The following is a 16293-nucleotide window of genomic DNA, read 5'->3' as shown; positions in this document are numbered from 1 at the left end:
GTCGCTAAGCCGCAGAAAACAATAAAAGGGGTGCAAAATGGATGAGAACCAATTATCGAAAATTATTGTGAATACAGCTTATCAAATTCACACTCAGTTGGGTCCAGGTCTTTTAGAATCTGTTTATGAAGAAATCATGTATTTTGAACTGAGAAAACTAAACTTAAATGTCGGTCGCCAGAAACCTATTCCAGTTATATGGGATGACTTAAGAATGCAATTGAGTTTTCGAGCAGATTTAATTGTAAATAATAAAGTTATTATTGAATTAAAATCAGTCGAAAGTATCGCTCCTGTTCATCCAAAACAAGTTTTGACCTATTTAAAATTGACTAACTTAAAGCTAGGCTTACTAATCAATTTTAATGAATCGCTTATTAAAAATGGAATCACACGAATTGTCAATAATCTAAAGATATAGTAAGCTTAGCGCCTTTGCGACTTTGCGAGAGAAAAAAAACATATGAGTATAAATTTGAAAGATTCAAAAACGACAAAAATTCAATAAATGAAGTTAGATAAGAACATATTCAAAAAAGCCTTTCAAAATTTAGTCACTGCCAAAGCGATGACAGAACTCTATGAAGAAAATTTTAAGGTGGTTTCCAAATATGTACACGCCACCTCTCGCGGGCATGAAGTTATTCAAGCCGCGGTAGGTATTCAGCTTTTACCTCAGGATTATGTGTATCCCTATTATAGAGATGATTCGATTTTACTGGCCATTGGTATGCAGCCAAAGGATTTGATGCTTCAGCTTTTAGCTAAAAAAGACGATCCCTTTTCTGCCGGGCGAACCTATTACGCACACCCCAGTCTTAAGGATGATGACAAACCCAAAATCCCACACCAAAGTTCTGCCACAGGAATGCAGGCCATTCCTGCCACGGGGGCTGCATTAGGAATGAAGTACAAAGAAGAGGGTCTATCCCATCCCGAAGCGTCGGGACTTTCCAAAGGAAAGGACTTAAACTTTAAGGTTCCCCCTTTGAGAGCTAGGGGGGTTGTGGTATGTTCCCTGGGCGATGCTTCCGTCACCGAAGGTGAAATTGCAGAAGCTTTTCAGATGGCGGCGCTTAAACAACTTCCCATTATCTATGTGGTACAGGACAATGGCTGGGATATTTCTGCCAACGCGGAAGAAACCCGGGCGCAGAATGCCTTCGACTATGCCAAAGGTTTTCATGGTCTGGAAGCGATAAGCATCGACGGGACAGATTTTGAAGAATCGTATACAGAATTTGAAAAGGTTCTGGAGACAGTGAGGAAAGAAAGAAGACCATTTCTGGTACATGCCAGGTGTCCCTTACTCAATCACCATACGTCTGGTGTTCGAATGGAATTTTACAGAGATGATCTTGAAGAATCCAAAACCAGGGATCCGTATCCCAAATTAAAACAGCAGCTTTTGGATAACGCTTTTACTTCAGATGAGCTTCAGTCCATTGAAAAAGCAGCTCAGGCAGTGGTGGCAAAAGAATACCAGGAAGCTTTACAGGCTGAAGACCCAAAGCCAGAGGATTTATTCACCCATGACTTTGCTCCCACACCCATAACCGAAGAGCAGGGTGAACGCTCTCCGGTAGGAGCCGAAAAAGTGGTCATGGTCGATTGTGCTTTATTTGCCATCGAAGAGTTGATGGCGAAACACAAGGAATGTCTGCTTTATGGGCAGGATGTAGGGGGCAGGCTGGGAGGCGTGTTTAGAGAAGCAGCAACCCTGGCTCAAAAATTTGGCGACCATCGGGTGTTTAATACACCTATACAGGAAGCCTTTATCGTTGGCTCTACTGTGGGCATGTCTGCCGTGGGTCTCAAGCCTATCGTGGAGGTCCAGTTTGCAGATTACATCTGGCCGGGTCTGAATCAGCTGTTTACCGAAGTGAGTCGAAGCTGCTATTTATCCAATGGAAAATGGCCTGTTTCGATGGTTTTACGCGTGCCGATCGGGGCTTATGGAAGCGGCGGTCCATACCATTCGTCCTCTGTTGAAAGTGTGGTCACCAACATTCGCGGACTCAAAATCGTATACCCGAGTAATGGGGCAGACCTCAAAGGGCTAATGAAAGCAGCTTATTATGATCCCAATCCGGTGGTGATCTTTGAACATAAGGGACTGTACTGGAGTAAAGTGCCAGGAACCAAAGGCGCAACAAGTGTCGAACCAGCAGAGAATTACATGCTTCCCCTGGGGAAAGCCTGGGTTTTACAGGAGATATGGCCGCAGGATGATGAGGAAACCCTCAGTATCATCACTTACGGAATGGGTGTGCACTGGGCGATGAACGCCTCTCAGGAACTTGGTCTGCAGGACCGAATTGAAATCGTAGACCTGAGAACGCTTCACCCTCTGGACGAGGAAACCATTATGAAATCGGTCAAAAAATGTAAAAAATGCTTAGTGGTCACCGAGGAACCTTCAGACAACACCTTTGCCAGAGCGCTTAGCGGCAAAATTCAGGAGGAGTGCTTCCAGTATCTGGATGCTCCTGTAATGACCATCGGATCCGAAAATATGCCTGCTATTCCACTGAATTCAATTTTGGAAGAAACCATGATTCCAAGTACAGAAAAAGTAAAAGTGAAAATTCAGGACTTACTGGATTATTGATATCTGGGGCGTGTCCCTCCCCAATTCCGATGGCTTTGGGGAGCGCCGGTCTGCCCGTTTCAATTCCTCCCCCCAAAGCTTTGGGGACTGCGGGATTTCCTCTCGCATACCTCACGCGAGGTGGCGAAGAATCATTCCGGGTTTGAATATAATTCTGTTTCAGGATTTCGTTTGACTCTTCTGTCAAAAGGAATCTTTAACTGGTAGAAAACATCTTCATCCCTGAATTCATCTGCGATATCTAAACCGTATTTGATTTTGGTATGGTCAGCATATACGAAGGTGCCAAAGAGTCTGTCCCAGATGGAAAGCATGTTTCCAAAGTTGGTATCTGTCCAGGGCATTTCGTGGTGGTGGTGAAATTTATGCATTTTAGGAGTCACAACTACATAACTTAGGGCTTTGTCTAAGGGTCCTAAATTAATATTGGCGTGTGTAAAGTAGGTAAAGAACACACTCAAAATTCTGTAGAATAAATAATAAGCAATCGGCATCCCCATAATCAATACGGTCATCAGAGCAACTGTTTCTCTGATGGTAAAATCGAGGGGATGATGTCTTGTTCCCGTGGTCACATCTACTTTGGAATCACTGTGGTGAACGATATGCAGTCGCCACATCCACTTGACTTTATGTAAAAAATAATGAACCCCATATTGAGCGATAAGGTCTAAGGCCAAAATCGCTAAGAGCAGTTCTGCAACAGGAGGTAAGTCGATGAGGTGCAAAAGTCCAAACTGATTGGTTTCGATCCAAAAAAATACTCCTAAGGTAAGCGCACCAAAACCAACATTGATAAGCATGGTAAAAAGTAAAAAAATGAAATTAACCCCGGCATGCCGTATTTTTTTATACGTCATCACCGTCAGACTGTAATAGCCTTCCAGTATCCAGAAAAGAGCCAGGATGCCGACGACCCATGCCAGCTTCATCCAGATTGGCATTTCTTCAAAAAAAGAAAGAAAATCAACCATAGGTGATATATTTTGACTCCAAAAATACTGAAATCTTTATATAATTCAGATTTGTTTTTTTAATGAAGTCAAATAATTAATCTTCAAGAATAATATTATTATCATCGATACCTATATTTTTAAGATCTTCGACAACGCTGTCTATCATGGGTGGTGGGCCGCAGACGTAAAACTTCTGATCCAGCTTAAGGATGTGGTCTTTTAAAAACTCTTTATCGATATGGCCATGTGGGTATTCATCTGTATCTTCCTGAGAAAGGATATTCACAAACTGATCGCCCAGCATTTTTTCGAGTTCTTCTTTTAAAATAATATCTTTTTTTGTCTTATTGGAAAAGATGAGTTTGTTGTTTTCATTTTTTCCATGTTTATACCGGTCTCTTATGATGGCGAGCATGGGTGTTAATCCAGCACCTCCGGCGATGAACGTTCCTTCACCTCTAAAGTAAATATTACCAAAAACTTCATTTTGAAGCAGTTCATCACCTTCTTCAAGATCCAATAACTGTTCAGTAACGCCATCGTGATCGGGGTAGGTTTTAATGACAAATTCAAGGTCCTTGTCTTCAGGTAAACTTGTGAAGGTAAAAGGCCTTCCTTCTTCCTTCCAGCCTTCCTTATTGAGGAAAAGTTCAGTGGCCTGTCCAGGTTCAAATTCTAAGCCTGAAGGCTTATTGGTCTTGATTTGCAAAACATCGTGGGTTATTTTTTCAATGGACTTAATCTTTAGAGTGTTCATTTTTTATTTGAAAATAAAAAAGGTATAGGTTTTATCTATTAGGATTAAGAAATAAGGCTGATTATTTTAACACAATGAATCTGTTTGGTAAAATCTTCAGAATCTAAGTTTTAATAATTACCTTATTCCAAAATAAATTTTGACTATGGATACTTCATTTCTGGAGACGATAAAAACCTATTTAAAAGAAATACTTGTCTCTATCGGACCTGAATTAATTTACTCAGCAGTAGCACTTGTGTTGGGGATTATCTTCATCAATTTGATTATGAAGGTTTTAAAAGCTGCGCTGAGGAAATCAAAAGTCGAATTATCCTTAAAAACCTTTGTAGAAAGCCTATCGATTTTTGTTTTATATGGTTTGTTGTTTACCCTTATCGGCTCTATTTTAGGTATAAAAGCCACCTCTTTCCTGGCCATTTTCGGGGCTGCCGGTATTGCCATAGGTCTGGCTTTACAAGGAAGTCTTGCAAACTTTGCTGGCGGAGTTTTGATTCTGGTTTTTAAACCTTTTAAAGTGGGGGATTTAATTCATGTGAATTCCAGCACGGGTTATGTTGTGAATATTGACATACTTTATACAAGAATTGAAACCTTCGACGGCAGAATTATTACCATGCCCAATGGAAATGTTGCCAATAGTGATGTGGATAACCGGACCATGAATCCGTTGCGAAGAGTAGATTTGAGTTTCAAATTTGCATTTGACATCAAAATGGAAACGATTCGGCCCATCATTCTGGAGGCCATGAAAGCACATCCCATTGTAGAAAAAGAGCCTGAACCCGATGTCTGGCTGGAAGAAATTGGCGAATCAGAAATTCGTGTGACAGCAAGATGCTGGGTAGAATCTATACACTACTGGCCAACGTTTTGGGAACAACTGGAAGCTGTTAAAAAAGCTTTAGATGCCCATGGTATTGAAACTCCTATTCCAAGAAGAATTGTTTATCAAGGGGGAGAGTATAAAGCTTCAGAGTCTCTGCCTGAACGAAAAGATTAAACTAGCTTAATGATTTTTTAATTCTTTCCATCGCTTCTTCAATGTTGGCTTCGCTGGCAGCGTAAGAAATCCTGATGCAATCTGGGTTTCCGAAAGCTTCACCTGTAACTGTTGCCACATTTGCCACTTCTAATAGGAACATGGAAAAATCGGTAGCATTATCAATTTTCTTACCGCCGTAAGTTTTTCCGAAGAAAGACGAGACGTTTGGAAAAACATAAAAGGCTCCTTTGGGCTCATTGCACTCAAATCCAGGAATGCTTTCAATTAAATCTAAAATCAATTTTCTTCTCGATTTGAATTTATCGACCATGAACTGGATTTTATCTAGGGGAGCTTCCAAAGCAGTGATGACTGCTCTTTGAGCAATACAATTTGCACCACTGGTCACCTGGCCCTGTAACTTTTTACAGGCATTGGCAATTTTTTCTGGTGCACCTATATAGCCAATTCTCCAGCCTGTCATAGCAAAAGCTTTAGACACACCGTTGACGGTAACCGTTCTGTCATACATGTCGGGCAATTCAGCTATGGAAAAACGCTCTTCGCCAAAGTTGATATGTTCGTAAATTTCATCACTTACGACAATGACATCGGGATAATCTTTAAGAACTTTTGCCAGGGCTTTTAATTCCTCTTTGGTGTAAACGGAACCGCTTGGATTGCAGGGGGAGCTGTACCAAAGCATTTTAGTTTTTGAGGTGATGGCCGATTTCAGTTGCTCTGGAGTCATTTTGAAATCCTGATCAATATCCGTTTGAACTTCTACAGGAACGCCACCGTTCAATTTGATGATGTCACTGTAGCTAACCCAATATGGACAGGGAAGAATCACTTCATCACCGGGATTTAAAACAACAGAAGCTACATTGTAAAGCGACTGCTTAGCGCCTGTAGAAACGATTATTTGATTCAGGTTGTACTCTAAGTTATTGTCTCTTTTGAATTTTTTCTGAACTGCTTTTTTAAGATCTTCATAACCGTCTACCGGGGAGTATGAGTTATAATTATCATTTATAGCCTGTATAGCTGCATCTTTAATAAAATCGGGTGTATTAAAATCCGGTTCACCCAAACTAAGACCTATAATATCTTTTCCTTCTGCTTTAAGTTCTCTACTCTTTGCAGCCATAGCTAATGTGGCTGAGGTTTCCAATTTTTGAATTTTATCAGAGAGTTGAATCATATGGATTGATTTAGGATAATTGAGGTTCGCTTCCCAGTGTTCTTAAATGTCTAAAATGAGATCTGACAGCTTCTAAAGTGGAATCGTACTCATTATAAGGAAGGTCAAATTCTAAAGCTGTTTCTTTTACAATCTTGCTTATTTTATCATAATGGATATGACTTATATTAGGAAATATATGGTGCTCCACCTGATGATTGAGCCCTCCGCTAAACCAATTCATCAGTTTGCTGTTGGTCGCAAAATTTGTAGTGGTAAATAACTGGTGTATCGCCCAGGTGTTTTTCATTTCGCCAACTTCATTGGGCATGGGCATATCATTGTTTTCTACCATGTGTGCCAGTTGAAAAATGACACTTAAAATCAGTCCTGCCGTGTAATGCATGACAAAAAAGCCTAACAGCACTTTCCACCATACAATTCCTATTAAAATAGGGATGACAATCCAAATGGACAGGTATAAGGCTTTGGTAACGGCAAGCATGCTCCACTGTTTCCATTGACTTGGCATTTTTCCGTAAGATAACCTGCGCTTTAAGTAACGTCGGGTTTGCTTAAAATCTGATGTTAATGCCCAGTTGAACGTGAGGAGTCCATATAAGAAAACAGAGTAGATGTGTTGAAATTTATGAAAGCGTTTCCACTTCGCATGTTTAGAAAATCTAATAATTCCTCCAGCGTCTATATCTTCATCATGTCCATGGATGTTGGTATAGGTGTGGTGAAGAACATTGTGCTGTACCTGCCAGTTGTAAACATTACCAGCTAAAATATATATGGAGCTCCCCATGAATTTGTTAACCCATTTTTTTCTTGAATAGGTACCGTGATTACCATCATGCATCACATTCATTCCTACTCCGGCCATACCCGCACCCATCAAAACGGTGAATAATAATTTCCACCAATCTGAAATGTCTAAAAATAGGATGAGGAAGTAAGGACTTAAAAACAAGCTGAACATGAAAATTGTCTTTAGGTGCAATTTCCAGTTACCGGTTTTTTTGATATTATTTTCGTTGAAGTATTCGTTAACCCTTTTGTTCAGCGTTCTAAAGAACTTCTGCGGGTCTCTTCTGGAGAATTTAATTGTTGGATTCGTCATTGATAAAATTTATGAAAACAAATATAAAAATTAATCTATACCAATCCTTTATACAAATGCCAATTGTGTTCGATTTATAAGTGTTTAGGTGACCGATTAGATTTTTTTCAAAAGGAAAGGCTTACATAATCGGAGCGAATTTTAGCAATATCATGTTCAGAACTCTTATTTTTGCGCAAAAAACAAATCATTTGAAATTAATAAAACAGTATTTTCCTGAATTAAGCGAAGTACAGCTTCAGCAATTCGAAGCTATTGCAGATGTTTATAAAGACTGGAACCAAAAGATAAATGTGGTTTCCAGAAAAGATATTGACGAAATATACATTCGTCACGTTCTGCATAGCCTGGGCATAGCTAAAGTACAGAAATTTTTACCCGGTTCTAAAGTTCTAGATGTAGGTACGGGTGGTGGTTTTCCCGGAATCCCATTAGCTATTTTATTCCCCGAAACGCAATTCACCTTAGTGGATAGCATCGGTAAAAAAATAAAAGTGGTAGAAGAAGTAGTGGATGCTCTTGGGCTTAAAAATGTAAAGGCTGTAAACGATAGAGTAGAGAACATCTCCGGGGAATACGATTTTATTGTGAGCAGGGCCGTTGCCGTGATGCCAAGTTTTGTACACTGGGTAAAAGGTAAAATTGCCAAAGAATCTAAACACGACAGAAAAAATGGAATTCTATACCTGAAAGGAGGAGATTTGTCTGAAGAATTAAAGCCCTATCGAAGGGTTGAGATTTTTGAACTTTCAGAACTCTTTGAAGAAGACTTTTTTGACACCAAAAAAGTGGTTTATCTTCCGATGAAATATCGAGGATAGTTAAATCTCATCAGATAAAAAAAACTGGTGTAAAACAAAAAATCCCTCAATAGCAACTATTGAGGGATTTTTTGTTTTAGAATAGAGTATTAATTATCCCATATGAGGATACGTATAATCTGTTGCCGGAACAAAAGTTTCCTTGATCAATCTTGGTGAAGACCATCTCAATAGGTTAAACTTAGACCCTGCTTTATCATTAGTACCGCTATTTCTGGCACCACCAAATGGCTGGCGACCGACAACGGCACCTGTACATTTGTCATTGATGTAGAAGTTACCAGCAGAATTTTGAAGGATGTCCGTTGCTACCGATGCTGCATAGCGATCTGTAGAAATGATAGAACCTGTTAATCCATACTGACTTGTATTATCTACCAAATGCAGTGTTTCCTCGTATTTATCATCATCATACACATAAAGCGTCAACACTGGTCCAAACAATTCTTCGACCATAGTTTCGTATTTAGGATTGGTAGTTACAATCACTGTAGGTTCTACAAAATAACCTTCAGACTTATCGCAATTACCACCAACTATGATTTCTGCTTCGTCACTTTTCTTAGCTCTTTCAATATATTCTGATAATTTATCGAAAGATTGTTCGTGAATTACGGCGCCAATGAAGTTGCTTAAATCTCCAGTAGGTCCCATTTTGATTGACTTCACGTCATTAACGAGCTTTTCTTTTACACTAGGCCATAGACTGCTAGAAATATAAGATCTCGAAGCTGCACTACATTTTTGACCTTGAAATTCGAAGGCACCTCTCAATAAGGCAGTAGCGACTACCTGCGCATCTGCAGATTTATGAGCGACAATGAAATCTTTACCACCAGTCTCACCAACTATTCTTGGGTAAGTATTGTAGTTGTGAATGTTTTCACCAATTTTAGACCAGATGCCTTTAAATACACTGGTGCTTCCTGTAAAGTGAATGCCTGCAAATTCTTTTCTCGCTAAAATTTTGTCAGTAATCATAACGGGGTCACCAATAATCATATTGATAACACCATCTGGCAAACCAGCTTCTTTAAATACTTCCATAATCACTTGTGCAGAGAGCATTTGGCTATCACTGGGTTTCCAAACGGCAACATTTCCCATAAGAGCGGCGCTTGATGGCAAGTTTCCTGCAATGGCTGTAAAATTGAAAGGAGTAATAGCATATACAAAACCTTCTAGTGGTCTGTGTTCAAGTCTGTTCCATTCATTGTCTGCAGATTCTGGTTGTTCTCTGTAAATTTCTGACATGTACTCCACATTAAATCTTAAGAAGTCACAGATTTCGCAAGCAGAATCAATTTCAGCTTGAAAAACAGTTTTTGACTGACCGATCATGGTAGTTGCATTCATTTTATCTCTGTAAGGTCCAGAGATTAAGTCAGCTGCTTTTAAAAATACAGCAGCTCTTTGCTCCCAAGGTAATTTAGCCCATTCTTTTCTGGCTTCCAGGGCAGTATCTATAGCCTGTTCAACATGCTGTTCATCAGCCGTATGATAAATACCTACTTCATGTTGATGATCATGCGGAGGTCTTATACTTTTGGTATTTCCTGTTTTGATTTCTTTATCACCTATGTATAAAGGAATTTCTGCTTTTTGATTGTATATTTCTTTATACATCTTTTCTATAGAATCCCTTTCTGGAGATCCAGGAGCATAGGTTTTAATTGGTTCGTTTATAGCACTAGGCACTTGAAAATATCCTTTTCCCATAATTTTATTTTTTTATAATTGATCTTTACAAAGATAGATTATATGTTATAGTGAGAAAATTTATGATGATAAGCTTTTATTAATACTTGTTAAGATAACTTAATTAATAATATTCTCGCTATTACCAGAACCTGTTCCAATAACTCTATCAAATCTGGCTCCTATATCTCTATAATAGACAATTACCTGATAATTGTTTTCAGTAATTTCATGATTTCCACTAATAAATCCTTCATTAAAATTTCCGTTTTTGTCCAAATAGACATATTTGAAATTGTAGAACCCTTGCTTCATTAGTAAAACATTGTTAAACGTATTTTCTTTCTTTTCATCGGCCACCATTAAGGTGCTGTCATCCAGTACGTAATTATTGAACCTTCCATAGAGGTGTATTTCTCCACCATCTAAATCTCTAGAATTAAGTAGTGAAAAATGCACTTTAGCGTACTCCGATTCAATGTCCTTGTTTTCACCCTGTAATGTATTGATTCTGAAAGCTCCATTGATATCCGGATAGTAGGTATAAACTTTTCCATGTCTTACGAAGTTGGGGTAAAGATAGGTGTTGTACAAGTCCAGTAATTCTATGCGTTTTATTCTTAAGGTTCCCTGTCTAATATCACTATTATCAAAGTTTAAATATTCATTACCTCCCCAAAAAGACGATTCTTCATCATATTTATAAACCAACGTATTACCGAGCGTAAATTGGGGTTTGAGGTCGTAGATGGCGGTTGTAAAGTCATTATTTTGCACTACTGCAGTTTTTACGGTCTGGTCCGGATTTCTGAAAAAGAAATCTTTTCTCCCTATTTCGAAGTTGACTACTTGTTTCTTATCGATAAACGCCGAAGTTCTGGATCGTCTTATTTCAACATCTACATCGACCAGATTTTCATACACGATAAATTTTCTGGAAAAAAGAATCTGTTTATCGGCATTAAAAATCTTGAGCATGTAGTTTCCGCTGACTTTAAAACGCCGAGTGTTTTGATTTGGTAATTTTAACTCATAATGGGTGTAGGCTTGTAAAGTAGTGAAGGAATTTGTATAATCAAATAATCGAATGTTGTCAAATCCCTCTAAAAATTCATTTTCGGAAAGCTGAGAAGGTGTCCAGTCAAAATTATAATGTTCTATTTCGTAGTAGTAATCATTTTCAGCTGCTGTTAAATCGTCAAACTTAAGTAAAATTGAGTCTTGCAAAGGGATAACAGGCGTGCCGCTAAATTCACTGTTTGATCCAAAAAATTCGATGGTTTTAATAAAATCTGGAGGCAAAGTCTCGTAAACTTGCTGACCAAAAGACAAATAATTCGTAAAACTTATTAAAATTATGATGATAAGCTTTGAAAAACGCGAGTAAAGCCTGAAATTTGTGGGGATCATAAGTTGTTTAGATTGAATATAAATAATAAAACTATAAGATTTGTTTCCTTCAAGAATGTAAGTTAAATTATTAAATTTGCAAACCAAATAAAATTTTATTTACAGATGCCCATAGACATAAAGATTAAAAAGGGTTTAACGCTAAAACTAAAAGGTGAAGCAGAAAATTCTATTGAGCAGGCTCAAAAATCGAAAACAGTTGCTTTAAGACCTTCAAATTTTCATTCTTTGGTGCCTAAAATGGTTCTCAAAGAAGGCGCTAAATTAAATGCTGGTGATGAAGTTTTTTTCTCTAAATATTCAGATAAAACCAGAGTTGTATCTCCGGTTAGCGGAACACTAAGGGAAATCAAGCGTGGTGCTAAAAGAAAAATTTTAAGCGTTATTATAGAGGCCGATGATGAGATGTCTTACAAGGATTTTGGTATCATGGATCCTTTAAAGTCAGATTCTTCTGAAGTAAAAGACAGAATATTTTCCACTGGATTAGGTGTTTTTTTAAATCAAAGGCCTTATAACATTCCGGCTGAGGCTGAGGATACACCCAAGGCGATTTATATCTCTGCTTATGATACAGCACCATTGTCTGCGGACTATGAATTTATCTTAAAAGATAAAGCAGAGTTTTTTCAGAATGGAATCAATGCTTTGACTAAGCTAACCGGAGGAAAGGTTTATCTGGGTGTAGATAAGCAATCTGCAAGTTTTCTGAAGGATATTGAAAATGTGGAATTGATTACCATTTCTGGTCCTCATCCTGCTGGCAATGTAGGAACTTTGATTCATGAGACAGAACCTATGAACAGAGGGGAGCGCGTTTGGACTATTAATCCTGAAGATGTTGCCATAATCGGGGAGCAATTCAAAACCGGAAAATATAATGCTGAAAGAACTGTAGTGGTTACTGGTTCAGCAGCAAAACACAGAAAATATTTCAAAACCATTATTGGGGCTGAAGTTTCTTCAATTTTGAAAGATCATGACGACAATTCCAGAATCATAAGTGGGAATGTGCTTACTGGCGAAAAAATAGAAGAAGATGGTTATATCAATTACTTCTCCAATACCTTAACGGTGATTCCGGAAGGAAATGAATACAGAATGTTTGGCTGGATTCCTTTTAAGGATAACGATATTCACTCTGCTTCAAAAACATCCCTGTCCTGGTTGTTTCCAAATAAGAAATATGAAGTGAATACCAATCTAAACGGAGAGGAAAGAGCATTGGTTGTTACTGGAGAAATGGAGGAGATGATGCCTTTGGATATTATGCCAATGCAACTTATAAAAGCCTGCATGGCAGGTGATATTGAAAAAATGGAAAATCTTGGTATTTACGAAGTTGTACCAGAGGATTTTGCCTTAGTAGAATACACAAATACATCCAAAATCGAAGCTCAGTCTATTATTCGCAACGGTTTGGATATTATGATAACAGAAGTAGGATAAATTTATATATAAACATGAATTGGATTAGACAGAAAATTGATCAAATTAAGGAGCCTTTTGAGCCAGGTAACAAGCTTGAGAAGTATCGTCCGGCTATAAATGCGCTAGATACGTTCTTGTTTGTGCCAGACCATACTACCAAAAAGGGCGCGCACATCAGAGATGCAGTAGATTTGAAGAGAACAATGATAACTGTGGTTTTAGCTCTTATTCCGGCCTTATTATTTGGTATGTGGAATACAGGTTATCAGCATTTCACTCAGCTTGGTGAGAACCCTGGAATTTTAGAAGCATTTCTTCATGGAGCTTACAAAGTCGTTCCTATGATCGTGGTGTCTTACGCCGTCGGTCTGGGGCTTGAGTTTGCTTTTGCCATCATGAGAGGCCACGAGGTTAATGAAGGATATTTGGTGACCGGTTTACTTATTCCAATGATTATGCCGGTTGATATTCCGTTATGGATGGTGGCTTTATCTGTAATATTTGCAGTTTTAATTGGTAAAGAAGCTTTTGGAGGTACAGGCATGAATATTCTTAACCCGGCACTTACGGCCAGAGCTTTCGCTTATTTTGCATACCCTACCTATATGTCTGGAAATAAGGTATGGGTGAGTGAAGCTTCAAATATCGACTCTATTTCCGGTGAAACTATTTTGGGTTCTTTGTCAGCTAATAATGAGATTACCTATAGCTCTGCAGAAATGCTTACGGGGGTTATCCCGGGGTCTATTGCAGAAACATCTGTTCTATGTATCGCTGCTGGAGCCTTAATTCTGGTGCTGTCCAAAGTAGGTGACTGGAGAATCATACTTAGTGGCATTCTTGGTGCGGCAGCAATGGCTTTACTATTAAATGCTCTGCCATCTTTTGGTGTTGAGGGTAACGGTATGACTAATTTTGCCTGGTACAACCACTTGATAGTTGGTGGATTTGCTTTTGGTATCGTGTTTATGGCGACAGACCCCGTAAGTGCAGCCCAAACATTAAGAGGTAAATGGGTTTATGGCGCTTTGATAGGTGTGATAGCTATCATAATTCGTACGTTGAATCCAGCATATCCTGAAGGGATAATGCTCTCCATATTACTTTTAAATGTGTTTGCGCCAACCATAGATCATTACGTGATAGAAGGTAACATCAAGAAGAGGAAAAAAAGATTAGAAACCAAAACTGTAAAAACAGCCTAACAATGGATAAAAACAGTAACGCATATACATTTATTTTTGCGATAATCATGGTCATTGTTGTAGCAGTAACCCTTTCTTTTACTGCCACTACATTAAGTCCGCTGCAAAAAGAAAATGTTCGTAAAGAAAAAATGCAAAATATTCTAGCAACTATTGGTATTCAAACCAGTAGAGAAAACGCTGAAGAACTATTTAATAAGCACATCACGCAACAGTTGTCTTTAAACCATAAAGGTGAAGATAAAACGGAGGTCAATGCTTTTGAGGTAGATTTAGCTAAAGAACTCTCAAAACCAGTAGAGGAGCAGACTTTTCCCTTATATATTGCAAATTATGAAGGATCAGAATACTTTATTGCTCCTTTGAGAGGCAGTGGTCTCTGGGATGCCATCTGGGGTTATATCGCTTTAAAAGATGATGCAAATACCGTAAAAGGTGTTGTTTATGACCACAAAGGCGAAACTGCCGGCCTTGGCGCTGAAATTACCACTGACTGGTTTCAGCAGCGTTTTGTAGACGAAAAAATCTTCAATGACAAGGGTGAATTAGTAGGAGTGAATGTTGTGAAAGGCTACAGTGGTGGAAGTGATAAAGATGATAACAAGGTAGACTCTATTTCAGGCGCCACAATTACGAGTGATGGTGTTTCTGAAATGATTGAGAATAGATTGAAAAATTATTTGCCTTTCTTCAAAAAGCGTCAAGAAATTAAAGTTGTAACCAGATAATTATGAGCTTAGAAAAAAATCAAAAGCCTCAGACTGCAGAAGAAAAGAAGAAAAGCGAAATGCTTCTCTTTTTATCGAGTTCTGAAGAGAAAGAACACTTCCTGTCCAAGGCAAACCGAAAAATTTTAAAAGATCCTTTAGACGATAACAACCCTATCACCGTTCAGGTTTTAGGTATTTGTTCCGCTTTGGCAATTACGGTTCAGTTAAAACCTGCGATCGTTATGTCACTGGCTGTAGTTTTCGTTATGGCTTTTAGTAACGTCATTATTTCGCTTTTAAGAAACTCAATACCAAGTCGAATTAGAATTATTGTCCAGCTCGTTGTAGTGGCTTCCATGGTAATTCTTGTGGATCAAATTTTGAAAGCCTATGCTTTCGATGTGAGTAAGCAATTGTCTATTTTCATCGGTTTGATAATCACCAACTGTATCATTATGGGCCGTCTTGAAGCTTTTGCTTTAGGTAACGGGGTTTACAAATCTTTCCTTGACGGAATTGGTAACGCGGCCGGATATGGACTTATCCTCATCATCGTTGCTTTTTTCAGAGAATTATTTGGCTCTGGCAAGTTGCTTGGATATGAAATATTGGGCCATAAAGGTGTTACTATGGCAGAATCCACCGGATTGTATGCCATGGGTTATGAAGATAATGGTTTTTTCCTGTTATCTCCTATGGCTCTTATTGTTGTGGGTATCTTGATTTGGATTCAGAGAGCGAGAAACAGAAAATTAATTGAAGAAAATTAAATAAAACCTCATAGATGGATTTAATAAACTTATTTGTCAAAAGTATTTTCATAGAAAATATGATCTTCGCCTATTTTTTAGGCATGTGTTCCTACCTGGCTGTATCCAAAACAGTGAAAACTGCTGTTGGTTTAGGTCTTGCTGTTATTTTTGTCCTGTTAATCACCGTGCCTGTCAATTATCTTTTGGATAATTACTTATTACAGCCCGGCGCATTGAGTTGGTTAGGCTCAGAATTTGCCAGTGTGGATTTGAGTTTTCTTAGCTTTATCATGTTTATAGCGGTTATTGCTTCTATGGTACAATTAGTGGAGATGATTGTAGAAAAATTTGCTCCTGCTTTATATGGATCTTTGGGTATCTTTTTACCGCTAATTGCTGTAAACTGTGCTATTTTGGGAGGTTCTTTATTTATGCAGCAAAAGGATTTTAGCGGTATTGAAGGCGCAGCTGTATATGGTCTTGGTAGTGGAATTGGCTGGTTTTTAGCCATCCTTGCTATTGCAGCGATTAGAGAAAAAATTGCTTACTCCAATGTTCCTGCTCCGCTCAAGGGTCTTGGTATCACCTTTATCATTACCGGATTGATGGCGATTGGATTTATGAGTTTTATGGGTATTAAATTATAAA

Annotated in this window: 15 protein-coding genes; 9 read left to right on the top strand and 6 right to left on the bottom strand. The window is 38.4% G+C overall.

Annotation, left to right across the window (positions count from 1 at the left end):
- Window positions 1-37: 37 nt before the first annotated feature.
- Together BLP81_RS05140 and BLP81_RS05135 are read left to right on the top strand one after the other, a co-directional pair.
- Window positions 38-421, top strand: a complete 384-nt coding sequence (locus tag BLP81_RS05140; protein ID WP_093366552.1) for a GxxExxY protein — start codon at window positions 38-40, stop codon at window positions 419-421.
- Between the two features lie 87 nt (window positions 422-508).
- Entirely contained in the window at window positions 509-2611 is a 2103-nt protein-coding gene (locus BLP81_RS05135; protein WP_093366549.1) for an alpha-ketoacid dehydrogenase subunit alpha/beta, read from the top strand.
- Window positions 2612-2742: 131 nt separating this feature from the next.
- Here the strand turns inward: BLP81_RS05135 and BLP81_RS05130 are convergent, their stop codons facing one another.
- Complete coding sequence (locus BLP81_RS05130; protein WP_093366546.1) at window positions 2743-3585, bottom strand: sterol desaturase family protein; 843 nt, start codon at window positions 3583-3585, stop codon at window positions 2743-2745.
- A gap of 76 nt (window positions 3586-3661) precedes the next feature.
- Entirely contained in the window at window positions 3662-4324 is a 663-nt protein-coding gene (locus BLP81_RS05125) for a ferredoxin reductase domain-containing protein (protein WP_093366542.1), read from the bottom strand.
- A 145-nt stretch (window positions 4325-4469) separates the two neighbouring features.
- Here BLP81_RS05125 and BLP81_RS05120 point away from each other — a divergent pair, with 145 nt between their 5' ends.
- Complete coding sequence (locus tag BLP81_RS05120; protein WP_093366539.1) at window positions 4470-5327, top strand: mechanosensitive ion channel family protein; 858 nt, start codon at window positions 4470-4472, stop codon at window positions 5325-5327.
- Between the two features lies 1 nt (window position 5328).
- On the opposite strand, the gene BLP81_RS05115 is transcribed toward BLP81_RS05120, so the two are convergent.
- Together BLP81_RS05115 and BLP81_RS05110 are read right to left on the bottom strand one after the other, a co-directional pair.
- Entirely contained in the window at window positions 5329-6513 is a 1185-nt protein-coding gene (locus BLP81_RS05115) for a pyridoxal phosphate-dependent aminotransferase (RefSeq protein ID WP_093366536.1), read from the bottom strand.
- Between the two features lie 10 nt (window positions 6514-6523).
- Window positions 6524-7618, bottom strand: coding sequence for a fatty acid desaturase family protein (locus BLP81_RS05110; protein WP_093366533.1), 1095 nt, complete (start codon window positions 7616-7618; stop codon window positions 6524-6526).
- 191 nt (window positions 7619-7809) lie between these two features.
- Here BLP81_RS05110 and rsmG point away from each other — a divergent pair, with 191 nt between their 5' ends.
- Entirely contained in the window at window positions 7810-8439 is a 630-nt protein-coding gene (gene rsmG, locus BLP81_RS05105) for a 16S rRNA (guanine(527)-N(7))-methyltransferase RsmG (RefSeq protein ID WP_093366896.1), read from the top strand.
- Window positions 8440-8532: 93 nt separating this feature from the next.
- On the opposite strand, the gene pruA is transcribed toward rsmG, so the two are convergent.
- Both pruA and BLP81_RS05095 read right to left on the bottom strand, forming a co-directional pair.
- Window positions 8533-10158: an L-glutamate gamma-semialdehyde dehydrogenase gene (gene pruA, locus BLP81_RS05100; RefSeq protein WP_093366530.1), complete on the bottom strand. Its 1626-nt coding sequence runs from the start codon at window positions 10156-10158 to the stop codon at window positions 8533-8535.
- A 99-nt stretch (window positions 10159-10257) separates the two neighbouring features.
- The gene (locus BLP81_RS05095) at window positions 10258-11547 is read right to left on the bottom strand and encodes a type IX secretion system plug protein (protein WP_093366893.1); all 1290 of its coding nucleotides are present in this window, start codon (window positions 11545-11547) and stop codon (window positions 10258-10260) included.
- 105 nt (window positions 11548-11652) lie between these two features.
- Here BLP81_RS05095 and BLP81_RS05090 point away from each other — a divergent pair, with 105 nt between their 5' ends.
- From BLP81_RS05090 to nqrE, 5 genes are read left to right on the top strand one after another with little or no spacing between them, the layout of a single operon-like run.
- Window positions 11653-12996 (top strand): Na(+)-translocating NADH-quinone reductase subunit A, encoded by a 1344-nt coding sequence (locus BLP81_RS05090; protein WP_093366527.1) that lies wholly within the window; start codon window positions 11653-11655, stop codon window positions 12994-12996.
- Window positions 12997-13010: 14 nt separating this feature from the next.
- The gene (locus tag BLP81_RS05085) at window positions 13011-14183 is read left to right on the top strand and encodes an NADH:ubiquinone reductase (Na(+)-transporting) subunit B (protein ID WP_093366524.1); all 1173 of its coding nucleotides are present in this window, start codon (window positions 13011-13013) and stop codon (window positions 14181-14183) included.
- 2 nt (window positions 14184-14185) lie between these two features.
- A complete protein-coding gene (nqrC, locus tag BLP81_RS05080; RefSeq protein ID WP_093366521.1) occupies window positions 14186-14911 on the top strand; it encodes an NADH:ubiquinone reductase (Na(+)-transporting) subunit C in 726 nt (241 codons plus the stop codon).
- A gap of 2 nt (window positions 14912-14913) precedes the next feature.
- Entirely contained in the window at window positions 14914-15663 is a 750-nt protein-coding gene (locus tag BLP81_RS05075) for an NADH:ubiquinone reductase (Na(+)-transporting) subunit D (protein ID WP_093366518.1), read from the top strand.
- A gap of 14 nt (window positions 15664-15677) precedes the next feature.
- Window positions 15678-16292, top strand: a complete 615-nt coding sequence (nqrE, locus tag BLP81_RS05070) for an NADH:ubiquinone reductase (Na(+)-transporting) subunit E (RefSeq protein WP_093366515.1) — start codon at window positions 15678-15680, stop codon at window positions 16290-16292.
- The last annotated feature ends 1 nt before the right edge of the window (window position 16293 follow it).

It is taken from the genome of Psychroflexus sediminis (genome assembly GCF_900099815.1).
Classification (GTDB): domain Bacteria; phylum Bacteroidota; class Bacteroidia; order Flavobacteriales; family Flavobacteriaceae; genus Psychroflexus; species Psychroflexus sediminis.
The sequence above is the reverse complement of the archived record's forward strand: the minus strand, read 5'-3'. Positions and strand labels throughout refer to the sequence as shown.